This is a genomic window from Mesorhizobium sp. M0808, from assembly GCF_040320025.1.
In the GTDB taxonomy this organism is placed as follows: Bacteria; Pseudomonadota; Alphaproteobacteria; order Rhizobiales; family Rhizobiaceae; genus Mesorhizobium.
On record NZ_JAMYOX010000014.1, the window covers coordinates 120,726 to 142,407 of the forward strand.

At 62.1% G+C, this 21,682-nt stretch carries 28 protein-coding genes; 14 read left to right on the top strand and 14 right to left on the bottom strand.

The genetic code is table 11. The annotated features are described in order from the left end of the window. Window positions 1-13: 13 nt before the first annotated feature. Both NKI25_RS18015 and NKI25_RS18020 read right to left on the bottom strand, forming a co-directional pair. Window positions 14-787, bottom strand: a complete 774-nt coding sequence (locus NKI25_RS18015; RefSeq protein ID WP_352623638.1) for an HpcH/HpaI aldolase family protein — start codon at window positions 785-787, stop codon at window positions 14-16. 118 nt (window positions 788-905) lie between these two features. After that, the gene (locus NKI25_RS18020) at window positions 906-1,226 is read right to left on the bottom strand and encodes a DUF1476 domain-containing protein (protein WP_023674726.1); all 321 of its coding nucleotides are present in this window, start codon (window positions 1,224-1,226) and stop codon (window positions 906-908) included. A 270-nt stretch (window positions 1,227-1,496) separates the two neighbouring features. Between NKI25_RS18020 and purC the strand changes: the two genes are divergently transcribed. The 6 genes from purC to NKI25_RS18050 are packed head-to-tail and all read left to right on the top strand — an operon-like array spanning window position 1,497 to window position 5,006. Next, on the top strand, window positions 1,497-2,291 hold the full coding sequence (purC, locus tag NKI25_RS18025) for a phosphoribosylaminoimidazolesuccinocarboxamide synthase (protein WP_023674725.1): 795 nt from the start codon (window positions 1,497-1,499) through the stop codon (window positions 2,289-2,291). 40 nt (window positions 2,292-2,331) lie between these two features. Further along, a complete protein-coding gene (gene purS, locus NKI25_RS18030) occupies window positions 2,332-2,574 on the top strand; it encodes a phosphoribosylformylglycinamidine synthase subunit PurS (RefSeq protein ID WP_023674724.1) in 243 nt (80 codons plus the stop codon). 1 nt (window position 2,575) lies between these two features. Further along, window positions 2,576-3,244: a phosphoribosylformylglycinamidine synthase subunit PurQ gene (purQ, locus tag NKI25_RS18035; protein WP_023674723.1), complete on the top strand. Its 669-nt coding sequence runs from the start codon at window positions 2,576-2,578 to the stop codon at window positions 3,242-3,244. 31 nt (window positions 3,245-3,275) lie between these two features. Further along, complete coding sequence (locus NKI25_RS18040; RefSeq protein WP_352590693.1) at window positions 3,276-3,941, top strand: glutathione S-transferase family protein; 666 nt, start codon at window positions 3,276-3,278, stop codon at window positions 3,939-3,941. Window positions 3,942-3,943: 2 nt separating this feature from the next. Next, the gene (locus NKI25_RS18045) at window positions 3,944-4,354 is read left to right on the top strand and encodes a hypothetical protein (protein ID WP_352457781.1); all 411 of its coding nucleotides are present in this window, start codon (window positions 3,944-3,946) and stop codon (window positions 4,352-4,354) included. Window positions 4,355-4,358: 4 nt separating this feature from the next. Continuing rightward, window positions 4,359-5,006, top strand: coding sequence for a Pr6Pr family membrane protein (locus NKI25_RS18050; protein ID WP_352457782.1), 648 nt, complete (start codon window positions 4,359-4,361; stop codon window positions 5,004-5,006). Between the two features lie 22 nt (window positions 5,007-5,028). Here NKI25_RS18050 and NKI25_RS18055 read toward each other — a convergent pair whose 3' ends face one another. From NKI25_RS18055 to NKI25_RS18065, 3 genes are all read right to left on the bottom strand, one after another. Next, window positions 5,029-5,331 carry a hypothetical protein gene (locus tag NKI25_RS18055; protein WP_352590688.1) on the bottom strand — a complete coding sequence of 101 codons (303 nt, stop codon included), beginning with the start codon at window positions 5,329-5,331 and terminating at the stop codon, window positions 5,029-5,031. Between the two features lie 96 nt (window positions 5,332-5,427). Then, window positions 5,428-5,730 carry a type II toxin-antitoxin system prevent-host-death family antitoxin gene (locus tag NKI25_RS18060; protein ID WP_352570851.1) on the bottom strand — a complete coding sequence of 101 codons (303 nt, stop codon included), beginning with the start codon at window positions 5,728-5,730 and terminating at the stop codon, window positions 5,428-5,430. A gap of 164 nt (window positions 5,731-5,894) precedes the next feature. Further along, window positions 5,895-6,146: a DUF1127 domain-containing protein gene (locus NKI25_RS18065; protein ID WP_023674717.1), complete on the bottom strand. Its 252-nt coding sequence runs from the start codon at window positions 6,144-6,146 to the stop codon at window positions 5,895-5,897. Window positions 6,147-6,239: 93 nt separating this feature from the next. On the opposite strand from NKI25_RS18065, the gene NKI25_RS18070 reads away from it, so the two are divergent. The 3 genes from NKI25_RS18070 (at window position 6,240) to NKI25_RS18080 (ending at window position 10,359) form a co-directional block, all read left to right on the top strand. Next, entirely contained in the window at window positions 6,240-7,652 is a 1,413-nt protein-coding gene (locus tag NKI25_RS18070; RefSeq protein ID WP_352590685.1) for an aminotransferase-like domain-containing protein, read from the top strand. Between the two features lie 149 nt (window positions 7,653-7,801). Then, complete coding sequence (gene purL, locus NKI25_RS18075) at window positions 7,802-10,039, top strand: phosphoribosylformylglycinamidine synthase subunit PurL (RefSeq protein ID WP_352590682.1); 2,238 nt, start codon at window positions 7,802-7,804, stop codon at window positions 10,037-10,039. Between the two features lie 86 nt (window positions 10,040-10,125). Then, window positions 10,126-10,359 (top strand): BolA/IbaG family iron-sulfur metabolism protein, encoded by a 234-nt coding sequence (locus NKI25_RS18080; RefSeq protein ID WP_023674714.1) that lies wholly within the window; start codon window positions 10,126-10,128, stop codon window positions 10,357-10,359. A gap of 12 nt (window positions 10,360-10,371) precedes the next feature. On the opposite strand, the gene NKI25_RS18085 is transcribed toward NKI25_RS18080, so the two are convergent. After that, complete coding sequence (locus NKI25_RS18085) at window positions 10,372-11,178, bottom strand: phosphodiester glycosidase family protein (protein ID WP_352590679.1); 807 nt, start codon at window positions 11,176-11,178, stop codon at window positions 10,372-10,374. 163 nt (window positions 11,179-11,341) lie between these two features. Between NKI25_RS18085 and grxD the strand changes: the two genes are divergently transcribed. Together grxD and NKI25_RS18095 are read left to right on the top strand one after the other, a co-directional pair. Next, window positions 11,342-11,677, top strand: a complete 336-nt coding sequence (gene grxD / locus NKI25_RS18090; RefSeq protein WP_023674712.1) for a Grx4 family monothiol glutaredoxin — start codon at window positions 11,342-11,344, stop codon at window positions 11,675-11,677. A 207-nt stretch (window positions 11,678-11,884) separates the two neighbouring features. Then, on the top strand, window positions 11,885-13,084 hold the full coding sequence (locus tag NKI25_RS18095) for a multidrug effflux MFS transporter (protein WP_502897046.1): 1,200 nt from the start codon (window positions 11,885-11,887) through the stop codon (window positions 13,082-13,084). A gap of 18 nt (window positions 13,085-13,102) precedes the next feature. On the opposite strand, the gene NKI25_RS36470 is transcribed toward NKI25_RS18095, so the two are convergent. From NKI25_RS36470 to rpsD, 4 genes are all read right to left on the bottom strand, one after another. Then, window positions 13,103-13,675 (bottom strand): UCP034077 family protein, encoded by a 573-nt coding sequence (locus NKI25_RS36470; RefSeq protein WP_502897396.1) that lies wholly within the window; start codon window positions 13,673-13,675, stop codon window positions 13,103-13,105. Continuing rightward, complete coding sequence (locus tag NKI25_RS18105; protein ID WP_352998910.1) at window positions 13,560-14,387, bottom strand: inositol monophosphatase family protein; 828 nt, start codon at window positions 14,385-14,387, stop codon at window positions 13,560-13,562. The genes NKI25_RS36470 and NKI25_RS18105 overlap by 116 nt, the downstream gene beginning before the upstream one ends. After that, window positions 14,377-15,264, bottom strand: a complete 888-nt coding sequence (ttcA, locus tag NKI25_RS18110; RefSeq protein ID WP_352998912.1) for a tRNA 2-thiocytidine(32) synthetase TtcA — start codon at window positions 15,262-15,264, stop codon at window positions 14,377-14,379. The genes NKI25_RS18105 and ttcA overlap by 11 nt, the downstream gene beginning before the upstream one ends. 153 nt (window positions 15,265-15,417) lie before the next feature. After that, window positions 15,418-16,035 carry a 30S ribosomal protein S4 gene (gene rpsD / locus NKI25_RS18115; RefSeq protein WP_352457789.1) on the bottom strand — a complete coding sequence of 206 codons (618 nt, stop codon included), beginning with the start codon at window positions 16,033-16,035 and terminating at the stop codon, window positions 15,418-15,420. 380 nt (window positions 16,036-16,415) lie between these two features. Here rpsD and NKI25_RS18120 point away from each other — a divergent pair, with 380 nt between their 5' ends. Beyond that, on the top strand, window positions 16,416-16,628 hold the full coding sequence (locus tag NKI25_RS18120; RefSeq protein ID WP_023674706.1) for a hypothetical protein: 213 nt from the start codon (window positions 16,416-16,418) through the stop codon (window positions 16,626-16,628). A gap of 90 nt (window positions 16,629-16,718) precedes the next feature. Here the strand turns inward: NKI25_RS18120 and NKI25_RS18125 are convergent, their stop codons facing one another. The 4 genes from NKI25_RS18125 to NKI25_RS18140 all read right to left on the bottom strand — a co-directional run bounded on the left by NKI25_RS18125 (window position 16,719) and on the right by NKI25_RS18140 (window position 19,522). Next, window positions 16,719-16,907 carry a DUF3008 family protein gene (locus tag NKI25_RS18125; RefSeq protein ID WP_023674705.1) on the bottom strand — a complete coding sequence of 63 codons (189 nt, stop codon included), beginning with the start codon at window positions 16,905-16,907 and terminating at the stop codon, window positions 16,719-16,721. Between the two features lie 76 nt (window positions 16,908-16,983). Next, window positions 16,984-17,796, bottom strand: coding sequence for a glutamate racemase (gene murI, locus NKI25_RS18130; protein ID WP_352457798.1), 813 nt, complete (start codon window positions 17,794-17,796; stop codon window positions 16,984-16,986). 134 nt (window positions 17,797-17,930) lie between these two features. Beyond that, the gene (locus NKI25_RS18135) at window positions 17,931-18,575 is read right to left on the bottom strand and encodes a hypothetical protein (protein ID WP_352755231.1); all 645 of its coding nucleotides are present in this window, start codon (window positions 18,573-18,575) and stop codon (window positions 17,931-17,933) included. 80 nt (window positions 18,576-18,655) lie between these two features. Continuing rightward, entirely contained in the window at window positions 18,656-19,522 is an 867-nt protein-coding gene (locus NKI25_RS18140) for an RNA methyltransferase (protein WP_352623654.1), read from the bottom strand. A 206-nt stretch (window positions 19,523-19,728) separates the two neighbouring features. On the opposite strand from NKI25_RS18140, the gene NKI25_RS18145 reads away from it, so the two are divergent. Together NKI25_RS18145 and NKI25_RS18150 are read left to right on the top strand one after the other, a co-directional pair. Beyond that, the gene (locus NKI25_RS18145; protein ID WP_352457792.1) at window positions 19,729-20,940 is read left to right on the top strand and encodes an NADP-dependent isocitrate dehydrogenase; all 1,212 of its coding nucleotides are present in this window, start codon (window positions 19,729-19,731) and stop codon (window positions 20,938-20,940) included. An 11-nt stretch (window positions 20,941-20,951) separates the two neighbouring features. Continuing rightward, window positions 20,952-21,578 carry a glutathione S-transferase family protein gene (locus NKI25_RS18150; protein ID WP_352590663.1) on the top strand — a complete coding sequence of 209 codons (627 nt, stop codon included), beginning with the start codon at window positions 20,952-20,954 and terminating at the stop codon, window positions 21,576-21,578. Window positions 21,579-21,682: the final 104 nt, after the last annotated feature.

Here is a 21,682-nt window from a genome sequence, read left to right on the forward strand (position 1 = left end):
TTCTGGAATTGCTCTAGGAAGCGATCGAATCCCTGACGCTGCTCAGCAGGGTCTTTGCCCCAAGCGAAATCAGCGAATGCTCGGAACCCATCGCCAGCAGCCGGTAACCCATCGACACCACGCGACCGGCGATGGCCGGTTCCATCACATAGATCGCCGCATGCTTGCCGGCTTTGCGGGTGCGCTCGGCGATCGAGGCGACGGTCCCCATCATGCTCTCCAGCGTCGAACTGACGGTGGTGCCCTGCGACCAGGCGATCGAGAAATCCGACGGGCCAAGGAAGATACCGTCGATGCCCGGCGTGTCGAGGATGCCGTCGAGTGCATCAAGCGCGGCCCGCGTTTCGACCATGGCGAACGCCATGGTGCGCTGGTTGCTGTCGCGCAGCCAGTCGGCATAGTCGCCCTTGCCATGGCGCGGAAAAGCATAGGTCGGGCCCCAGGAGCGCTCGCCGAGTGGCGGGTATTTCATTGCGGCAGCAAACAGCTTTGCGTCCGCCACCGAATTCACCATCGGGGCGATCACCGCCTCGGCGCCGAAGTCAAGCGCACGGCTGGCCATGTCGAAGCGGCCGACCGGGATGCGTACCAAAGCCGGCTTGTTGGCGGCCAGCACCGGCACAAGCCCGCGCAGCACGCTATCCTCGTGATGCCCACCATGCTGCATATCGAGCGTAACCGCGTCGAACCCTTGCCTGGCCAGTATCTCGACCGTCAAGGCATCCGGCACGCCAGACCATGCGGTGAACAGCGTCTCGTCGGCCGCAAGGCGTGACTTCAGGGACATTGGCGATTTCCTCTTTGCTTGCAGCAATTCAGCCGGAAATGACCGCAAAGGCAAAGAAAAACCGCCCGGTGAGGCCGGGCGGTCGATTGGTCCAGCATTCGAAGAGTATCGATGGGGATCAGGTGTTCTTGATCTGCTCGATCGCCTGCGCCATCAATTCATCCATGGTGCGGCGGATCTGATGGTCCGACTGGTCGATGCCGGCCGCATCGAAATCCTTGCGTATCTTGCGGAAAACGTCGTGATCGCCGGCTTCCTCGATGTCGCTGACGACCACTTCCCTGGCATAAGCGTCGGCATCGGCGCCGGACTTGCCGAGCTTTTCGGCAGCCCACAGGCCGAGCGCTCTGTTGCGGCGTGCCGCAGCCTTGAACCGAAGTTCCTCGTCGAATGCGAATTTGCGCTCAAAGCCCTCTTCGCGGTCTTTCATGCTGCTCATGGCATCCCTCCGTGAAATCCGATTCGTTGTGCCAATATGTGTTGCCGGAGCACAAACCAAAAGGGCGCCGGCCGGTCAATATGCTACATTGCTTGCTGCGCTGCGGCATTTCGGTGCCCGAAAGCGGTTGATTGAAAGGATTTGCCGATTGAGCAAACAGTGCGATTGGGATAGACACCGGCATTGAACCCCACCGTCGCCATCTTATTTTAGGCAGACGGACAGGAACTGGTCGCTTGCCGCCTGCCCGCAAATCCAGAGAAAAATCAGATGAAAAATCGCCGCCGCATTTATGAAGGCAAGGCCAAGATCCTTTATGAGGGACCGGAGCCTGGCACGCTGATCCAGTTCTTCAAGGACGACGCTACCGCTTTCAACAAGAAGAAGCATGAAATCGTCGATGGCAAAGGCGTGCTCAACAACCGCATTTCCGAGCACATCTTCAATCATCTCAACCGGATGGGCATTCCGACCCACTTCATCCGCCGGCTCAACATGCGCGAGCAGTTGATCAAGGAAGTCGAGATCATCCCGCTCGAAGTGGTGGTGCGCAACGTCGCCGCCGGCTCGCTGGCCAAGCGCCTGGGCATCGAGGAAGGCACCGTGCTGCCGCGCTCGATCATCGAATTCTATTACAAGGCCGATGCGCTCGACGATCCGATGGTATCGGAAGAGCACATCACCGCCTTCGGCTGGGCGAGCCCACAGGAGATCGACGATGTCATGGCGCTGGCCATTCGCGTCAACGACTTCCTTTCCGGCCTGTTCATGGGCGTCGGCATCCAGCTGGTCGATTTCAAGATCGAATGCGGCCGCCTGTTCGAAGGCGATATGATGCGCATCGTCGTTGCCGATGAGATCTCGCCGGATTCCTGCCGGCTGTGGGACGTGGCGACGCAGGACAAGCTCGACAAGGACCGCTTCCGCCGCGACATGGGCGGGCTGGTCGAGGCTTATCAGGAAGTTGCCCGCCGTCTCGGCATCATGAACGAGAACGAGCCACCGCGTCCGGCAGGGCCGGTGCTCGTCGCATCGACCGACGGTGTCAAAGGTAAGCCGCACTGACGGCTTGCCCGCTCAACAGGTGAACAGGAGCATGTCCAGCGTGATCAAGGCCCGCATTACCGTAACCCTCAAGAACGGCGTGCTAGACCCACAAGGCAAGGCAATCGAGCACGCGCTGTCCGGAATGGGTTTCGGCGGCGTCGGCCAGGTGCGGCAAGGCAAGGTTTTCGACGTCGAATTGGCCGAGAGCGACAGCGCCAAGGCCGAGGCCGATCTGAAAGCCATGTGCGACAAGCTTCTGGCGAATACAGTGATTGAGAATTACGCGGTGGAGATCGCCTGAGGTGAAATCAGCCGTCGTCCTGCTCCCAGGCCTCAATCGCGACCGCGACATGATCGCGGCGCTGACCAAGATTTCCGGCACGCCGCCGGTCACCGTCTGGCAGACCGACACCGAAATTCCCGATGTCGACCTGATCGCCATTCCCGGCGGCTTTTCGTTCGGCGATTATCTGCGCTGCGGCGCCATTGCCGCGCGCATGCCAGTAATGCGGGCTGTGGCCGAAAAGGCGGCCAAGGGCGTCACGGTCATCGGCGTCTGCAACGGCTTCCAAATCCTGGTCGAGGCCGGCTTGCTGCCGGGCGCATTGATGCGCAATACCTCGCTGAAATTCGTCTGCCGTCAGGTGAAGCTGCAGATCGCCAATGCCAACACGATGTTCACCCGCCGCTACCAGCCGGGCCAGATCATCCGGGCGCCGGTGGCGCACCATGACGGCAATTATTTTGCCGATGCCGAAACGCTGGCCCGCCTCGAAGGCGAAGGCCAGGTGGTGTTCCGCTATGCCGAAGGCACCAATCCCAACGGCTCGATCAACGACATTGCCGGCATCGTCAACGGCCGCGGTAACGTGCTCGGCCTGATGCCGCATCCCGAGAACCTGATCGAAGCGGCGCATGGCGGCAGCGACGGCCGGGCGCTGTTCGAAAGCGCGCTGGGCATCGCTGCTTGATGCCTTCAATTTTCCTCCTGGAGCCACGGTCATGAAACTCTATTCGCGGCCGTTGTCGCCCTATTCGTCGATCGTGCGGGCGTTGGCCTACATCAAGAACGTGCCGCTCAAGCTCATTGCACCGCCGCCGGGGTTTCCCATCCCGGAGGCGTTTCGTGCCATCTCGCCGTTGAACCGGATTCCGGTGCTGATCACCGGCTCCGGCGAAACGATCGTCGAATCGGTGGTCATCGCCGAATATCTGGAGGAGCGCTTTCCCGAGCCGGCGCTGCTGCCGAGGGACTCGAAGGACCGGGCGCTGGTGCGCATGTTCGCCCGCATCACCGACCTCGACGTGCTCGCCCCGACGATGAAGCTGTTCGAGCTCCATTTCGTGCCGCAGCGCAACGAGGCGGAGATCAAGGCACAGTTCGCCCGATTGCATCACGGGCTTGCGGCAATCGAGGCCCGCATGGCGCATGGCCCGTTCGCGCTCGGCGACGACATCTCCTTTGCCGATGCGTGGTTGACGCCGACCCGCTTCGTCTTCAACAATTTCAGGACAACGATCGGCCGCCCCGATTTGCTTGACGCCTATCCGAAATTCGATGCCTACGAGCAAATCGCCTTGCAGCATCCGGCGCTGTCGCGCGTCTGGGGTGAGATGACAGACGGTCTGAAGATCTTTCTGTCCGAACTCGAGATGGGCGCCGCTTGAACATGAGACCGACGACCACGCGCCTCGCCGTCGCTACTGCCGCCGGGCTTGTACTCGCCTCCTGCCAGTCAGGCCCGAAGAGCGCGCCGGCGCCGGCGGGCAAGAGTGCGTCACTGCTTGCCATGGAGCAGGTGGCAATAGCTGCCCACAAATGCTGGATCGCCAGCAAGGACCCTGCCTTCAAATCTTACCAGATGGCCAACGAGCTGAATTCGTTCAGCGGCACGCCGCGCTTCCTGCTGGTGCCGGCCAAACATTATGGTGGAAAGCCGTTGCTGGTCGTGCAGGCGCAAGGCAATTCGAGCCGCGTCGACGTGTTCGGCCCATTGATGGCGGAACCGCTCGGCGCCCGCATCGGCTCGGACATTGCCCGCTGGCAGGCGGGCAATCCGGCCTGCGGCGCTGCTGCCTAGCCCAATGGGTCGCGTGCTGCAGATCACCGGTCTGGTCGTCGGCCTGGCCGGGCTCGTCCTGCAGCTCTGCATCACCGTCCCGGCATCAATGGAAGCCGGCCGCGGCTTTGCCGGCTCGCTGGTCTTCTATTTCAGCTTCTTCACCATCCTGACCAACATCGGCGCGGTGCTCGTCCATGCCTCGTTGCTGTCGTCGACGGGTTATGCCTGGTTTCCGGCCTTTTCCGCGCCACGGATGCGGGCGGGCGTAGCCGTCGCCATAACGCTGGTCCTCATCGTTTATGCAACGGTCCTGGCGCAGCTTTGGCAGCCGCAAGGGCTGTTCCTGCTCTGCGATGTGCTCCTGCACTATGTGACGCCGGTGTTGTTCGTGCTGTGGTGGCTTGTGGCAGGCGCCGACGGCTCGACGCGGTGGCGCGACATCTCCTGGTGGATGATCTATCCGATCGCCTATCTGGCCTACGCGCTGCTGCGGGCGCCGATTGCCGGTGAAGTGCCCTACCCGTTCCTCGATCTCGCCAAGAACGGCGCGACCAGCGTCGCCGTCTCGGCTCTGGCCATCACCGGGCTCTTTCTGATGCTGTGCATCGTGGCGGTGCTTGTGGACCACGGTGTCACGCGGATCAGGGCGGCGGGCGTTCATCCGCGATGATGCTCTCCCGCCGCGGCAGCCTTTAGCGTCTTGGCACGGTTCGCGCGGCGCCTGCACGGATCGCCGCAGCAGCTTCGCGAGCGATCCGTGACATGAACTTGCGCGTGAATTGGCCGAGCGGCTTGGCATCTTCGAGCGCCCAGCTCGTCGCGAGATCATCGGTGTTGAATTCGTCGACGATAACCCAGGCTGGGGTAAAGAGGGTGGCGCGGCGGGCCTCGGTCTCAGGAATCTCAACATAGTGCGCGCCAGGTCGTGGCGGCTGGCTCGTGATTGGAAAGAGCAGGGCCTGCTTGCGGCCATTCTTGCCGGCAACGATCAGCATAACGCAAGTCGGCCGCGCCTTGCGTCCGCTTTCCTCGCCCCGGTCATATTCCCTTGCCCACAAATAGGAATAAGAATGATCTGTCCGTGGCCGGGTTCAGTCATCCCGAACATCATCTCGCGCGACTGCGTCGAGGCCGGTTAGAAGCCTGTCGCGTTCCTCGGCCGACAGATCCTCGACGCGGTGTGCCCGTTGCGCGCTGCGACTGGTGATGCGGTCGAACTGCTCTGCCGTCAGGAGAACGAACTTGCGCTTGCCGCGCTTGGTAATGTCAACAGGGCCGCGGAACGCGGCCTCAACAACCTCGCCGGATTTGTTGCCGAGATCTGTGAGGGTGAAACTTGCCACGGTCATCTCCTTCGTTATCCCCAAAATAAGGGAATTAGCTGTTTTCAGCAATACCCCTATTCACTGGAGACGTCGCGAGCGAATGCTGTGAGGGCACGAAGGAGGATGGTATCTCAGTGATGAAGAAGATCGCGTTGGTTCCGATGTCGATATTGACGCTCTCGTCTAACCGCCGATATGCCACGCGACGTTCGAGACGGAGCATCCGGCTGCTCTCAGTCCCAAAACGCCCTCAGCCCCTCACGATGGGCATCGCAACGCGAGATACCGATGTCCTTGAGCTGGTCGTCAGTCATCTCGAGCAGGACCAGCCGGCTGCGCCGGCGATCCATTAACCCGTCGATCCACCTCGCGAAGGATCTGAGCGTACGCACCAGCCGACTGACATAGGTCGGCCTGCCCGGCGGGCGCGCCACCTGCACCTGCAATTCAACTGCCGCGTAGCGGATTGTCTCTATTGTACCCATTTTCTTTCTGCCAAGATTGCAATTGTGCCCTTTTGTACAGCCCGCTTCATATGTATTGACTCTCATTTCGGTGCAATGTAAAAAATTGTCACCATGACAACTTGGCTTCCAGACCTTACAGCCGGCACTGGCCCGCTCTATCAGCGGCTTGCCGATTCCATCGAGACGGACATCGACCGCGGCCTGATCGGTGCAGGGGCAAAGCTGCCGCCGCAGCGCGATTTGGCATACGACATCGGCACGACTGTCGGCACGGTCGGCAGGGCCTATCAATTGCTGCGCGAGCGGGGATTGGTCAGCGGCGAGGTCGGCCGCGGAACCTATGTTATCGCTCAACAGTCGGAGAGCGCAAAGCCGGATTTCCTGGGGCCGGTCGAACAAGGCACGCGCTATATGGATGCGCCCGGCGACAAACTGCGCTTCGATAGCACCGCCGCACCGGATGTCGGCCAGGGTGCCATCGTCGCTGACGTGTTGACACGCACGGCGCAAGACCATCCGCATGAGATTTCAAGCTACACGCGTGATTTCCCGGACCGCTGGTTCGAAGCCGGCAGGCGCTGGCTGTCGCGCAATTCCTTTCGCCCGGCGGCGGATGCCATCGTTCCCACGCTCGGCACCCACGCCGCGGTGATGGCAACCATTGCGGGGCTCACCTCCCCCGGCGACTATGTCGTCTTCGAGCACCTCACCTATTCGCAGATTTCCCGCAGCGCCGGCTTGATCGGTCGCCGGACCGCACTGGTGGTGGCGGACGACGAGGGCATCGATCCCCAGGATTTCGAGCGCGTCTGTGCGCAAAAGCACCCGAAGATGATGTTTTTGATGCCGACGGCCAAGAACCCGACACTGACAACGCTGTCGGCATCGCGCCGCGAGGCAATCGCGCATGTCGCCCGTCAATATAACGTCGTCCTGATCGAGGACGATCTCTATGGCGGACTGACCGATGACCCAACGCCTTTAATGGCCGAATATGCTCCCGAACGGACCATCGTTGCCGGCGGCCTCTCGAAATCGGTCGCGGCGGGTGTTCGCGGCGGTTGGCTCGCTTGCCCGCCGGCCTATCGTCACCGCATCCGGGTTGCCCACAAGATGATGACGGGCGGCCTGCCGTTTCTGCTGGCGGAGGTGGGCAGCCGGCTGGTGCTGTCCAGTCAGGCCGCCGAGATGCGCAAGCGCAGCATTGCCGAGATCGGTGCGCGCATAGCGATCGTGCGCGAGACACTCGACGGCTTCGACTTCAAGGCGCTGGATAATGTGCCGTTCGTCTGGCTCACTTTGCCCGACCCGTGGCTTTCCGGCACTTTCAAACAGGCCTGCCTCGAACATGGCGTGCTCATCGACGACGAGGATGAGTTCAAGGCAGGGCGTTCTGAACAGGCCTTTCACGGCGTGCGGTTTGGCATCTCGCAGCCGCGACAGCGGGACGATATCGCGCACGGCGTCGCGGTGATCCGGCGGCTTCTGGACGAGGGCCGCGCCGGCTACGACAGCTTTTCCTGAACCGGCTTGAAACCGGCGGGTCGAGTGGCGATCTTTCGCTACTTGCCGTCAGCTGTTGCTTTCCATCGTTTTAGTCATCTAACGGGGTGTATCGGCTGCAAAGCTTGCGATAAGACGGGACTCGATCCCAAGGACACAATTTGCCGACCATGACCATTTCCAATTCCGTGCCGATCACTCCGGAACTCATTGCCGCGCACGGGCTGAAGCCCGACGAGTACCAACGCATCCTCGACCTGGTCGGGCGCGAACCGAGCTTTACCGAACTTGGTATTTTTTCGGCGATGTGGAACGAGCATTGTTCCTACAAATCCTCGAAGAAGTGGCTGCGCACGCTGCCGACCACCGGGCCGCAAGTCATCCAGGGCCCGGGCGAGAATGCCGGTGTGGTCGACATCGGCGACGGCGACTGCGTCGTCTTCAAGATGGAGAGCCATAACCACCCCTCCTATATCGAGCCTTATCAGGGAGCTGCGACCGGCGTCGGTGGCATCCTGCGCGATGTCTTCACCATGGGCGCGCGGCCGATCGCGGCGATGAACGCGCTGCGCTTCGGTGCGCCGGACCATCCCAAGACCAAACACCTCGTTGCCGGCGTCGTTTCCGGCGTCGGTGGCTATGGCAATTCCTTCGGCGTGCCGACGGTCGGCGGCGAGGTCAATTTCGACGCCCGCTACAACGGCAATATCCTGGTCAATGCGTTTGCCGCGGGCCTCGCGAAGACGGACGCAATCTTTCTGTCCGAGGCCAAGGGCGTCGGCCTTCCGGTCGTCTATCTCGGCGCCAAGACCGGGCGCGACGGCGTCGGCGGCGCCACCATGGCCTCGGCAGAGTTCGACGACAAGATCGACGAGAAGCGGCCCACGGTCCAGGTTGGCGATCCCTTCACCGAAAAATGCCTGCTCGAAGCCTGCCTCGAACTGATGGCGTCCGGCGCCGTTATCGCCATCCAGGACATGGGTGCCGCTGGTCTCACCTGCTCGGCGGTCGAGATGGGCGCCAAGGGCGACCTCGGCATCGAGCTCGACCTCGACAAGGTGCCGGTGCGTGAAGAGCGCATGAGCGCCTATGAGATGATGCTTTCGGAGAGCCAGGAGCGCATGCTGATGGTGCTGCGCCCCGAAAAGGAAAAACAGGCCGAGGCGATCTTCCACAAATGGGGCCTTGATTTTGCCATCGTCGGCAAGACCACCGACGATCTGCGCTTCCGCGTGCTGCACCAGGGCGACGAGGTCGCCAACCTGCCGATCAAGGATCTCGGCGACCAGGCGCCGGAATATGACCGTCCCTGGGTCGAGCCGAAGAAACCGGCGCCATTGGCTGGCGATGCACCGCGAACCGATGTGGCCGACGCACTCCTCAAGCTGCTGGGCGGACCGGACCTCTCCTCGCGCCGCTGGGTGTGGGAGCAGTACGACACGCTGATCCAGGGTAATTCCCTGCAGCTTCCCGGCGGCGACGCCGGTGTCGTGCGCGTCGATGGTCATCCGACCAAGGCGCTCGCCTTCTCCTCCGACGTGACGCCGCGCTATTGCGAGGCCGACCCTTACGAGGGCGGCAAGCAGGCGGTTGCCGAATGCTGGCGCAATCTTACCGCCACCGGTGCTCTGCCGCTCGCGGCCACCGACAACCTCAATTTCGGCAATCCGGAACGGCCGGAGATCATGGGTCAGTTGGTCGGCGCGGTGAAAGGTATTGGCGATGCCTGCAGGGCGCTCGGCTTCCCGATCGTCTCCGGCAACGTCTCGCTCTACAATGAGACCAACGGCCAAGGCATCCTGCCGACACCAACCATCGGCGGCGTCGGTCTGATTGCCGACTGGTCGAAAATGGTGCGCATCGGCTTTGCCGCCGAAGACCAGATGATCGTGCTGGTCGGCGCCCCGACGATATGGGGCTCGCATCTTGGCCAGTCGGTCTATATGCGCGACATCTTTGGCCGCGCCGACGGCCCGCCGCCGCCGGTCGATCTCGGCCACGAGAAGCGGGTCGGCGACCATGTGCGGGCACTGATCGCCTCCGGTGTTGTTACCGCGGCGCATGACGTTTCCGATGGCGGCATCGCGGTGGCGCTGGCCGAGATGGCGATGGCCTCCGGCATCGGCGCGACCATTCCCGGCCTGATCGGTGCAGATCCGATCCCGGTCTGGTTCGGCGAGGACCAGGGCCGTTATCTGCTGACGCTGTCGATCGACCCGCAGAGCGAGCAATGGGACGCCATTCGCGAACAGCAAAACAAGCTCGGCGTTTTTGCGCCGTGGATCGGCTCGACCGGCGGCAGCGAACTGAAGCTGGGCGAGGCGCGTGCGATACCGGTCAGCGAATTGACCGCCGCCCACGAATCCTGGTTCCCTCGCTTCATGGCAAATGAGGTCGTGGACCCGTGATGTGATCGAGTGGGCCCCTTTCCCTGTGGTTCATCCGCCATTTCGACCATATCTATGAGATCACGACCTGAACAAGGAATCCTCACATGGCAATGGACGCCCACGACATCGAACGGCTGATCAAGGAAGGCATTCCCGACGCCAAGGTGACGATTCGCGACCTGGCCGGCGACGGCGACCATTATGCGGCTGAGGTGGTGGCCGAAAGCTTTCGCGGCAAAAGCCGCGTCCAGCAGCACCAGATGGTCTATGACGCGCTGAAGGGCAACATGGGCGGCGTACTGCACGCGCTTGCCCTGCAGACTAGCGTGCCGGACTGAGCTCTCTTGCAGTTACCGGCTCGCAAGCTTCTTACCGGTCACGGCAATGATCGGCCCCGCCGGATACTTTCCACCAACAATCATCCGCTCGCCGTTCGACAGCGCCGAAACGGCCCCGTCGAAGAAAAGCGCGTTGGGACAATCGAGCGCGTCTCGAAACAGTCGCGCGAAGCTGCCGAGGCTGACTTCAGAGCGCGAGATCGCCAGCATGACGGTGTTTTCGTCACGCACGCCGACGCCATTGCGGATATAGCGCGATGTGCCGTTTTGCTCGAAGCGGGGATGAAGCCGGCCGTCGATCACCAGCATCGGGCCGGATTGCGTGGCAAACATGACGTCCAGTCTGGTCGCAGCATAGGCGCTTGTCTCCATGACCGCCGCCTTGCCGTCCTTGCGGACCAGGAAGACGCCATTCGGTTTCAGGAAGAAATTGCCTCCGCTGTCGGCGACGTTGATCGTCGCCTTCTCCCGGCCGTCTTCGACGAGAAGGCCGACCGGAGTCAGGTCTTGGTGATACATGCCGGCGTTCATGGCGAGCAGCACCGGCCGGCCCTGATCCGCCATCGCCTTGTCGAATTTGTCCAGTGAACCGAAAGCCTTGCCGTCAAGGCCTGCGTGGAACACACCGATGTCATAGTGGCGCAGATCGATTTCGCAGACGACATAGGCGACCGCCTCGAAGCTCGTATCGCGGCACGGCGCCGGTAATTCACCGCCGACGACGAGAGATGGCTGTCTCGGCGACCTGGCCCACCAGATCAATGACAGTGCGGCGAACAGAACGGCGAGGAGGCACCCGGCGAGATATCGTCTTTTCATCGCGCCTCGGGAAAGATGGTGGCCAACGCTCTTGGCCCAAGATCAGACGTTCCTTTGCGCCATTTGCGTGGCAAGGCGGCAAACATCTTGTTTCGCGCAACCCATGGGTTTATTTGAAGGGTAATGTTCGAGCCTGACTCCCACAGGCATGAAAGGGTATTCCATGAGCGGCATCAACGACTACATCGACAATGAAGTGAAGGGCAACGACGTCGTTCTCTTCATGAAGGGCACGCCCGGCTTCCCGCAATGCGGATTTTCCGGCCAGGTCGTGCAGATCCTCGACTATATCGGCGCCGACTATAAGGGCGTCGACGTGCTGACTTCGGCCGAACTGCGGCAAGGCATCAAGGACTATTCAAACTGGCCGACCATCCCGCAGCTCTACGTCAAGGGCGAGTTCGTCGGCGGCTGCGACATCATCCGCGAGATGTTCCAGGCGGGCGAATTGCAGACCTTCCTCGTCGAAAAGGGCGTCAGCGTCAAAGGCGCCGCCTGACTTCTGTTTCTGCGTATGACCTTCCGCCTGCGATTTTCGGGGGTCATGCGCTAAGCGCCGGGGCAGCCCCCACCTTGGCAAAAAGTTCTGCCCATTATCGGGCAATCAACGAATGGATGCGTCGGCCAGCCGGCGCATTTTCGTTTGAGGATCGGACTGGCCGTGGATCAGCAAGCACAAGCGCAGCAAAAGGCAAGCACCTTGCCTATTCCGCGCTGGGAATTCATTGCGCTGTGCGCGGCGCTGATGGCGCTCAATTCGCTGGCCATCGACATTATTTTGCCGGCGCTGCAGCAGATCGGCGCTTCGCTTGGCATCGAAAATGAAAACCACCGGCAATATGTTGTCACCGCCTATATCCTTGGCTTTGGCGGCGGACAGCTGTTCTTCGGGCCGATCTCGGACCGCTTCGGGCGCCGCGCGCCGCTTGTCGCAGGGCTGGTGATCTACGTCCTGGCGGCCGGCGCTGCGGCAATCGCCCCGTCATTCACCACGCTTCTGCTATGCCGGGCCGTGCAAGGCATCGGTGCGGCGGCGACGCGCGTCATTGCCGTCTCGATCGTGCGCGATACGTTCGACGGAAGGCGCATGGCCGAAGTCATGTCCTTGATCTTCATGGTGTTCATGGCCATTCCGGTGGTGGCGCCCGGTATCGGCCAGTTCATCATGCTGTTTGCGACCTGGCATGTGATCTTCGTCACCATGGCAGCCGGCGCGCTGATCGTGTCCGCCTGGTCGCTGCTGCGCCTGCCCGAGACACTACACCCCGAATATCGCCGGCCGCTGACGTTGTCCTCCATCATCGGCGGCTTCCGCATCGTTCTCACCAACCGCATCGCGCTCTGCTACGCCTTCGCCAGCACCTTCATCTTCGGCGCCATGTTCGGCTTCATCGCCTCGGCCCAGCAGATCTATGTCAGCGTGTTCAATGTCGGCGAGATGTTCCCCGTCATCTTCGCGGGGGTTGCCGGCGTACTTGCTTTTTCGAACTACCTCAACTCGCGCCTCGTCGGCCGCATCGGCATGCGCCGTCTGTCGCAAAGCGCGCTGCTGCTGTTTCTGGCCATCAGCCTTGCCTGGCTGGTCGTTTCCATCGAAATAAAGATGCCGCTCTGGCTCTTCATTACCTTCTTTGCCTGCGCCATGGTCCCGTTCGGCGCGCTCGGCGCGAACTTCAACGCGCTCGCTATGGAGCCGCTGGGGCACCTGGCCGGCACTGCGTCGTCGATCCTTGGGTTCATGCAGACATTTCTTGGCGGCATTCTCGGCACGCTGATCGGCCAAGCCTTCAACGGCACGGTGACGCCGCTGGCCGCCGGGTTCTGCAGCGTGTCGGTGGCGGCGCTGCTGATGATCCTGCTGGCCGAGCGCGGCAGACTGTTCCAGCCGCATAACCCGCCGGTTTAATGCCCATTGCGCGTGCGCCTAGGATGCACCCTCACTGACCGCGGTGAAGCGAGGGAACAGCGTACGTCCTGCGATTGCTCCACCCATACTGTCCGAAACGGGCAGTGGAAGAGCCTTGTCGAGCGCCTCGAGGACGGAAGCCACGAAGGCCCGGTTGAGCGGACCATCGTCCCCTAGATGTGAGTAGGTGGCGCGCGGCTTGCCGATAAGCGTGCCGTTTCGGCGAATTGAGAACTGCAGCGTCAGGGTCATGCCCGCGCTTCCGCGCGGCGGCTTCCAACAGGCGAAGATCGCGGAGAACATCTCGTCTATGGTGTCGACGGAGTCGGGACTGCGACATGCGCGTTCCCCAGCTCTTGCTTCATGGACACCGGCAACCAAGGCAAGGGCAAAGGCCGTTGCAACAATTGCGGACCGAGGTTTCATTCGAGATCTCCGGTTTCGCACAAGATTGGACAACTTTGGCAGCGAAGAGCTATTCCGCCCAGAGCTCACGGCGCAGCTGCCGCCAGCTCTCCCGGTCCGGTGCGACCAGCAGGCCACCCCCGACATGCGACGGCAGATAGGCGCTGCCGTCGAAGCGCGCGGCATGGCCGCCGGCCTCCGCATGGATCAGCACGCCGGCCAGGTGGTCCCAAGGCATCAGCTTGTTGTAGACGACGAAATGGCCGTGGCCGCTGGCCAGCAGGCGGTATTCATGGGCGGCGCAGCGATAATTGAACTGCGATAGCGACTTGGTCTGGTTGCGCGCCAAACGTGAGCGGTCCGGCTCGGGCACATAGTGCCATGAGACCGCACCGGTCATTTCCGACATCGGCGCCGGTTTGGCGACATGGACCTTTTCCAGATTGCCATGGGCATGGCGGATATGGCTGCCGGCGCCACTAACGCCGATCAGCCAATCCTTGCCGACGGGATCGTGAATGATGCCGACGACCGTCTCGCCCTTGACCACGACGCCAAGCATGACGCCGAACAGCGGCACGCCGGAGGCGAAGTTGAAGGTGCCGTCGACCGGGTCGATGACGAAGGCGAGTTCGGCATCGCCGAGACCGTCGAGCAGCGTCGGGTCGTCGGAGCAGGCCTCCTCGCCGACGATCATTGCGTGGGGATAACGCTGGCGCAGCCTGGCGGTGATGAGCCGTTCGGCATTGACGTCGGCCTCGGTGACGAGATCGGCGGCCGAGGTCTTGCGACGGACGTCGCCCTCGCTCAACCGGCGAAAGCGTGGCATGATCTCGGCGACGGCGGCTTCCGACAGAAGGTCGGCAAGCCAGTCGATCGCGCTATCGTCAAATGTCATCGGGACGCCTGGTGGTGAGGGTTTCGTTGAGGGCGGCGAAATCGAACAGCTTCCTGTCGAGCAGATGCGAACGCCGCACATTGGTCATGGCGTGGATCATCGTGTCCTTGCGGCCGGGCATGCGCTTCTCGATGTCGTCGAGCATCGCCTTCATGGCGTTGCGCTGCAGGCCTTCCTGGCTACCGCACAGATCGCACGGAATGATCGGGAATTTCATGGCGCCGGCGAATTTCTCGAGATCGGCTTCCGCACAATAGGCGAGCGGCCGCAGCACCATGACATCGCCTTCGTCATTGAGCAGCTTCGGCGGCATGGCGGCCAGGCGCCCGCCATGGAACAGGTTCATGAAGAAGGTTTCCAGTATGTCCTCGCGGTGGTGGCCGAGCACCAGCGCCGAGCAGCCCTCCTCGCGGGCAATGCGATAGAGATGGCCGCGCCGTAGCCGCGAGCACAGCGAGCAATAGGTGCTGCCCTCGGCCAGCTTGTCGGTGACCACCGAATAGGTGTCCTGATATTCGATGCGATGCGGAATGGCATATTTATCGAGATAATCGGGCAATATGTGCTTGGGAAAGTTCGGCTGGCCCTGGTCGAGATTGCAGGCTAACAGCTCGACCGGCAGCAGCCCGCGCCATTTGAGATCGAGCAGAACGGCAAGCAGGCCGTAGGAATCCTTGCCGCCCGACAGAGCGACCAGCCAACGGTCGCCGGGCCTCACCATGGAGAAATCGTCGATCGCCTGGCGGGCAAGCCGCAACAGCCGTTTGCGCAGCTTGTTGAACTCGACGGAGGACGGCACATCGGCAAACAGAGGATGAAAGCCGCCTTCGGCGTCGGCGACCGGTTCGAGCGTTTCGGCGTCTGGCTGCATGTTCACGGCGCGTCGGCCCCAAGATCCTGTTGCCGCCCGCAGTAGCGCATCGGACCGAAAATCGAAATCGATTTCGGAATGACGCCGCGGAAAAGGAACGAAAAAAGAAAAGGCCGCCTCGACGGGCGGCCTTCGATTGTATCGCGACGAACGCGACGATCAGCGCGAATAGAATTCGACGACCAAGTTCGGTTCCATCTGCACGGCAAACGGAACGTCCGCCAGGCCGGGGATGCGCGTGAAGGCCGCGGTCATCTTGTTGTGATCGGCTTCAATATAATCGGGCACGTCGCGCTCGGCCAGGCCCACCGATTCCAGCACGATGACCAGCTGCTTCGACTTCTCGCGCACTTCGACGACGTCGCCCGGCTTGCAGCGGTACGAGCCGATGTTGACGCGCTTGCCGTTGACGTTGACGTGGCCGTGATTGACGAACTGGCGCGCCGCAAAGATGGTCGGCACGAACTTGGCGCGGTAGACGACCGCGTCGAGGCGCGATTCGAGCAGGCCGATCAGGTTCTCCGAGGTGTCGCCCTTGCGGCGGTCCGCCTCTTCATAGACCTTGCGGAACTGCTTTTCCGAAACGTCGCCGTAGTGGCCCTTTAGCTTCTGCTTGGCGCGCAGCTGCAGGCCGAAATCGGAAAGCTTGCCCTTGCGGCGCTGGCCATGCTGGCCGGGGCCGTATTCACGCTTGTTGACCGGGGACTTCGGGCGGCCCCAGATGTTTTCGCCAAGACGGCGGTCGATCTTGTACTTCGCGGATTCGCGCTTGCTCATCGCATTCCCTTTCAAAACAACATACCCGGAACCTCATGGTCCGGGTGAAGGAAACGCGCCCTCCTCTGGCCTCCGTTTTCGAGACCTGACAGGGTTTTCCACGCAACGCGACGGAAAACCCACGGGACACGTCATTTCAAACAAGACATAGGGAAAGTAAAACCGGCTTCCCAAACGTCTTGCACACATAAAGAAAACCACCGGGCATTGCGGCCCGGTGTTGGTGGGCTGGTTAAACGGAGATTTAACCGCTGTCAAGCTTCTGGCTGGCGCGAATCGCCGAACCGGATAGTGTTACGGTTGTAGAACGTGCCGGATGTGGCGGGAGGTTGCGCCAGCGGCATCAGGAAGGGACTGAAGTCAGAGGAGCTGGAATTCGCATGAAGAAGTTCTTCCTTACGTTGGTAGGAGCCGCGGTGATGGCCGGCACGATGGCGGTCGCGCCCGAGCCGGCGCAGGCCCGGCATTGGCATGGGCACAGGCATCACCAGGTCTGCCGCATCGTGGTCAAGAAGAAGGTGGTGTGGCGCCACGGTCATCGCAAGGTCATCCGCTACAAAGTGCGGCGCTGCGGGTGGGGCTGGAACTGGTAATTTTCGTCCTCGCCCGTTGAGACTTCATGGCCCGCGGCTCAGCCGCGGGCCTTTTATTGACCGGCATCCGCCGTCAGAATGGCCAGTCGATCAGTGTTTCGACTTCTTTTCCGGCAGGCCCTTGCGCTTGGTCTCGGCGAATTCCTCGAGCTGTTTTTCGCTCATGGATTTATACATTCCCTTTGACGCGCCTTTGAGCGCGCCCTTCTTGGTCTCGCCGCGCTTGGCTGACAATGCCGCGCCGGCCGCTTTCTGCTGGGCTTTTGAGGTGGCTGGCATGATGGTTTCTCCCGTTTCCGATGAGAGGAAAACGCATTGTCTGGTGTGATGTTCCCAAAGCGAAAATTGCTTGCGGTCAGGATATCGTCAGGCCAAATCCCTGCATCAGCCGGCGCGTCGGAAAATCGGCGCTGTTCGAGGTGAAGAACGCAAGGTCGGCGCCTTCCGGCAGTGCCTCTCTGCGATAAGCGGCCTCGGTATCGGCAAGCAGCGACAGCGCCCGGCGTGCGATCGCCTCGGCCGGGTCGAGCCAGTCGACCGGCCACGGTGCTGTCTTGCGCATGCGGTTGGCCAAAAACGGATAATGGGTGCAGGCAAGCACGACGATGTCGGTGCGCAGCCCGTCATGCTCGACGAAGCACGGCGCGATCTCTGCGCGCACGGCGTCCTCGTCGACAAAACCGTCGCGCATATAGGCTTCGGCCAATCCCGCCAGCCTGTCGCTGCCGACCAGGCGGACATGGCATTTCTGCGCCCATTTGCTGATCAGATCGCGCGTGTACTGGCGCTTGACGGTGCCGGGCGTCGCCAGCACCGAAACCAGACCTGAGCGCGTGCGTTCCGCCGCCGGCTTGATGGCCGGCACGGTGCCGACGAAAGGATGGCCGGGAAACCTCTCGCGCAAAGCATCGATGACCAGTGTCGAGGCGGTGTTGCAGGCGATGACCGAAATGGCCGGCGAAAACCGGTCGAGCAGCCTGGCGAACAACTCCAGGATATGTGTTCTCAGCGCCGGTTCCTCCCAGGCGCCGAAGGGGAACGCCGCGTCGTCGGCGACATAGATGAAGCGGCGGTCAGGCATCAGCACGCGCGCCTCACGCAGCACGGTGAGGCCGCCAATGCCGGAATCGAACATCAGGATCGGACGGGCGCTTGATGGATCGGTCATCGTCATTGAATTCACTAAGGGCTGGGATCACGTGGGCTCGAAAGAGAGAAGGCGGGCCCATCCTTTGCGTCGGCGATGGCTTTATCTCTGACGCTTCTATCTGGAACCATCATGGCCTTGATGCGGCGAGACGATCACACAAGGCCCCGCTTGCCGAAGCCGCCGGGCCGCGGCCGGCCGTTCGCCGGAGATGCAGGTTGAGATGCAGGGTGGTTCGACGGCACCGGCGCGGCCCGCGTGGCGTAGGCTGGAGCCAGGGCCGTCGCGCCGGCGGCTGACGCTGAATGGAGCGCGGCGGCGCCGCGCAGCGGCCCGGGCGGGTCGAAATCGTCGAAACTCAGGGATGACGCCATATCCGCAGAGCCACCGCCCGCCGGCTTGCCCGCCAAGATGACGGCCCACAGCCCGACAAGAGCTAATCCCAGCAGGTTGAGGCCGGAATGCGAATCTTCGCCGTCGAATTTTACGACAAGAACAGTGCCGGCCTGCAGGATCGCGAACAGGGTCGAGAACACGATATACGACCAAAGGATCCAACTCGACCCTTGCGCGTCGCGGCTTCGACGCCAGGCGAAATTCGCGCGGAACAGAACGATCACCAGCGAGGTAACGAGAACAGCCGCGGCCAGCCCTTCCCTGGAAGGTCCGGGCCTCGAATTGGCCAAACCCTCGATGCCGATGGTCTCCACGACGCACAGCACAAAGGTCACGATTTCCGCAACCAGCAAGGCCGCGGAATAGAAGAAAAAGCGAAGACGCCCGATATTTGAATTGAACATCGAAAGGATCCATCGTTCGCCGGACAATGGATCACACCAAATAACATTCGGTTACTGGTGAGGTATGGGTCGTTCCGAGGCTAGTCTTTGTCTTTCGCTCTCGCAGCGCGTGCCGCGGCCGCCGGGAGCCGCCTTGGGTCGTCGCCGGGCGATCCGTCGCCGCGCGGCATGGCCGGCGAGAACCTGTCCAGCGATGATATTATGCCGCGCAGCACCTTGAGCTCCGGCTCGGCAAAGCCGGGGCGGGTCAGCACAGCGCGCAAATTGTCGACCATCTTCGGCTTCTTCGCTGCCGGGCGGAAATAGCCGCGCGCCTCCAGTGCACCTTCCAGATACGCAAACAGGCCGTGCAATTCTTCCTTGGCAGCCGGCGGCATTTCGGGGCCGGAGAAGTTGGTCCTGGTCTCGTCTTCCAGGCCGGACTTCATCCATTCATAGGACATCAGCAGGGCAGCCTGGGCGATGTTGAGCGAGGAGAAGGCTGGATCGACGGGGAAGGTGACGATCTCGTCGGCAAGGCCGACCTCGTCATTATAGAGGCCGAAGCGCTCGCGGCCGAACAGGATGCCGGTGCGCTGGCCGGCCCGCTGCCGCGCCCGCAGCGCCCTGCCCGCCTCGACCGGACCGCGCACCGGCTTGAAATTGTCGCGCGCGCGCGCCGTGGTGGCGAAGACGAAGTTCAAATCGGCAACCGCCGAGGCCAGGTCATCGAACACCTTGACGGCATCGATGACGTGGTCGGCGCGGCTTGCGGCGGCACGCGCCTTCTCGCTCGGCCAGCCGTCGCGCGGATTGACGAGCCGCAGCTCGGAAAGGCCGAAATTGGCCATGGCGCGTGCAACCATGCCGATATTCTCGCCGAGCTGCGGCTCGACCAGGATGATCGCCGGTCCGGACGCTGGAGTTCCAGAGGCAAGAGGGGTGTCGGGATCCTGGGTAGCGGCCATGGTTGTCAGTGAACTGCTGTTTGCGGCATTTCGCAGTCCCCTGCCACATTTGGCGGCGAAAATGAAGCTTTCGCAAGGAATGCCGGCACTACGGCGCGGTTCGCCGTTTGCGCGGCCAAAAAGCCTTTGATATACGGGCCGCATCCCAGGGCCGGCAGCCGTGCGGGCAAGGCCGTTCCGTTCCCCAAAAGCGAGGCATTCTTTCCATGGCGAAGATCAAGGTGGCGAACCCGGTCGTCGAACTCGACGGCGACGAGATGACCCGCATCATCTGGCAGTTCATCAAGGACAAGCTGATCCACCCTTATCTCGACCTCAAGCTCGAATATTACGACCTCGGCATCGAGCACCGCGACGCCACCAACGACCAGGTGACCATCGATTCCGCCAACGCCATCAAGAAATACGGCGTCGGCGTGAAATGCGCGACGATCACGCCCGACGAGCAGCGCGTCGAGGAATTCAAGCTGAAGAAGATGTGGAAGTCGCCGAACGGCACCATCCGCAACATCCTCGGCGGCACCATCTTTCGCGAGCCGATCATCATGAAGAACGTGCCGCGGCTGGTGCCCGGCTGGACCAAGCCGATCATCGTCGGCCGCCACGCCTTCGGCGACCAGTACCGCGCCACCGACTTCCGCTTTCCCGGCAAGGGCAAGCTGACGATCAAATTCGTCGGCGAGGACGGCCAGGTGATCGAGCACGATGTCTTCGACGCACCCGGCGCCGGCGTCGCCATGGCCATGTACAATCTCGACGAATCGATCCGCGAATTCGCCCGCGCCTCCCTGAATTACGGCCTGCTGCGTAATTACCCCGTCTACCTCTCGACCAAGAACACGATCCTCAAAGCCTATGACGGCCGCTTCAAGGACATCTTCCAGGAGGTCTACGAGGCGGAGTTCGAAACAGAATTCAAAGCGAAGAAGCTCTGGTACGAGCACCGGCTCATCGACGACATGGTGGCCTCGAGCCTGAAATGGTCGGGTGGATATGTCTGGGCCTGCAAGAATTATGACGGCGACGTTCAGTCCGACACGGTGGCGCAAGGCTTCGGCTCGCTCGGCCTGATGACCTCGGTGCTGATGACGCCGGACGGTAAGACCGTCGAGGCGGAAGCCGCGCACGGCACCGTTACCCGCCACTATCGCCAGCACCAGAAGGGCGAGGAGACCTCGACCAATTCGATCGCCTCGATCTTCGCTTGGACGCGCGGCCTCGCGCATCGCGCCAAGCTCGACGACAATGCCGAACTGAAGCGCTTTGCCGAGACGCTGGAAAGGGTCTGCATCCAGACGGTCGAGTCCGGCTTCATGACCAAGGACCTGTCGCTGCTGATCGGCCCCGACCAGCCATGGCTTTCGACCACCGGCTTCCTCGACAAGATCGACGAGAATTTGCAGAAAGCGATGGCCTGAGCCCAACCGGCATGGGCAAGCCCGTCGTCTACGGCGCGGACTACAGCGTCTATGTGCGCATCGTGCGGCTGGTGCTGGAGGAAAAGGGCGTCGGCTACGAGCTCGTGCCCGTCGACGTCTTTGCCGCGGACGGCATTCCCGGCTGGTATTTCGAGCACCAGCCGTTCGGCCGCATCCCGACCTTCGAGCATGACGGCTTTCGCCTCTACGAGACTGGCGCGATTGCCCGTTATGTCGACGAAGCCTTTGACGGCCCGGCGCTGCAGCCGGCCGGAGCCCGGCCTCGAGCACGCATGAACCAGATCACCGGCCTGCTCGACGCCTACGCCTACAGGACCATGGTCTGGGATGTCGCTGTCGAGCGGCTGGAAAAAACGCCGCCCGACGAAGCCGTGATCGCCAACGGGTTGCGGCAGGCAAGAACGGCATTGCAGGCGCTCTCCTCGCTGAAAGCCGAAGGGCCTTGGCTGTTGGGGACGGACCTGACGCTGGCCGACCTGCACGCCGCACCGATCATCGGCTATTTCGTTAAGGTCGCCGAGGGACAAGCCCTGCTGGCCGAGTTTGCCGATATTCGGGATTGGTATGCGCGCATCACTCAACGCGCGAGTTTTGCGAAAGCCGAAAAGGCAGGGTGACAAAGATACGAGAGGCCGAGGGACAGCACCCCCCTCTGTCCTGCCGGACCGAGGGGGGTGCTGTCCCGCCGAGGCTGGCGCCAAATATACCAGATCCATGCCGT

What these genes read in the sequence shown, in the direction of transcription:
- NKI25_RS18150 (WP_352590663.1), top strand. Translation starts at nt 20,952, where the DNA reads ATGGGCAAGCCCGTCGTCTACGGCGCGGACTACAGCGTCTATGTGCGC.
- murI (WP_352457798.1), bottom strand. Translation starts at nt 17,796, where the DNA reads ATGACCGATCCATCAAGCGCCCGTCCGATCCTGATGTTCGATTCCGGC.
- NKI25_RS18080 (WP_023674714.1), top strand. Translation starts at nt 10,126, where the DNA reads ATGGCAATGGACGCCCACGACATCGAACGGCTGATCAAGGAAGGCATT.
- NKI25_RS18020 (WP_023674726.1), bottom strand. Translation starts at nt 1,226, where the DNA reads ATGAGCAGCATGAAAGACCGCGAAGAGGGCTTTGAGCGCAAATTCGCA.
- NKI25_RS18085 (WP_352590679.1), bottom strand. Translation starts at nt 11,178, where the DNA reads ATGAAAAGACGATATCTCGCCGGGTGCCTCCTCGCCGTTCTGTTCGCC.
- NKI25_RS18040 (WP_352590693.1), top strand. Translation starts at nt 3,276, where the DNA reads ATGAAACTCTATTCGCGGCCGTTGTCGCCCTATTCGTCGATCGTGCGG.
- NKI25_RS18140 (WP_352623654.1), bottom strand. Translation starts at nt 19,522, where the DNA reads ATGGCCGCTACCCAGGATCCCGACACCCCTCTTGCCTCTGGAACTCCA.
- NKI25_RS18065 (WP_023674717.1), bottom strand. Translation starts at nt 6,146, where the DNA reads ATGGGTACAATAGAGACAATCCGCTACGCGGCAGTTGAATTGCAGGTG.
- NKI25_RS18120 (WP_023674706.1), top strand. Translation starts at nt 16,416, where the DNA reads ATGAAGAAGTTCTTCCTTACGTTGGTAGGAGCCGCGGTGATGGCCGGC.
- grxD (WP_023674712.1), top strand. Translation starts at nt 11,342, where the DNA reads ATGAGCGGCATCAACGACTACATCGACAATGAAGTGAAGGGCAACGAC.
- rpsD (WP_352457789.1), bottom strand. Translation starts at nt 16,035, where the DNA reads ATGAGCAAGCGCGAATCCGCGAAGTACAAGATCGACCGCCGTCTTGGC.
- NKI25_RS18125 (WP_023674705.1), bottom strand. Translation starts at nt 16,907, where the DNA reads ATGCCAGCCACCTCAAAAGCCCAGCAGAAAGCGGCCGGCGCGGCATTG.
- NKI25_RS18135 (WP_352755231.1), bottom strand. Translation starts at nt 18,575, where the DNA reads ATGTTCAATTCAAATATCGGGCGTCTTCGCTTTTTCTTCTATTCCGCG.
- NKI25_RS18045 (WP_352457781.1), top strand. Translation starts at nt 3,944, where the DNA reads ATGAGACCGACGACCACGCGCCTCGCCGTCGCTACTGCCGCCGGGCTT.
- NKI25_RS18050 (WP_352457782.1), top strand. Translation starts at nt 4,359, where the DNA reads ATGGGTCGCGTGCTGCAGATCACCGGTCTGGTCGTCGGCCTGGCCGGG.
- NKI25_RS18055 (WP_352590688.1), bottom strand. Translation starts at nt 5,331, where the DNA reads ATGCTGATCGTTGCCGGCAAGAATGGCCGCAAGCAGGCCCTGCTCTTT.
- NKI25_RS18145 (WP_352457792.1), top strand. Translation starts at nt 19,729, where the DNA reads ATGGCGAAGATCAAGGTGGCGAACCCGGTCGTCGAACTCGACGGCGAC.
- NKI25_RS18070 (WP_352590685.1), top strand. Translation starts at nt 6,240, where the DNA reads ATGACAACTTGGCTTCCAGACCTTACAGCCGGCACTGGCCCGCTCTAT.
- purL (WP_352590682.1), top strand. Translation starts at nt 7,802, where the DNA reads ATGACCATTTCCAATTCCGTGCCGATCACTCCGGAACTCATTGCCGCG.
- NKI25_RS18105 (WP_352998910.1), bottom strand. Translation starts at nt 14,387, where the DNA reads ATGACATTTGACGATAGCGCGATCGACTGGCTTGCCGACCTTCTGTCG.
- purC (WP_023674725.1), top strand. Translation starts at nt 1,497, where the DNA reads ATGAAAAATCGCCGCCGCATTTATGAAGGCAAGGCCAAGATCCTTTAT.
- NKI25_RS36470 (WP_502897396.1), bottom strand. Translation starts at nt 13,675, where the DNA reads ATGCCGCGCGCTTCGACGGCAGCGCCTATCTGCCGTCGCATGTCGGGG.
- NKI25_RS18015 (WP_352623638.1), bottom strand. Translation starts at nt 787, where the DNA reads ATGTCCCTGAAGTCACGCCTTGCGGCCGACGAGACGCTGTTCACCGCA.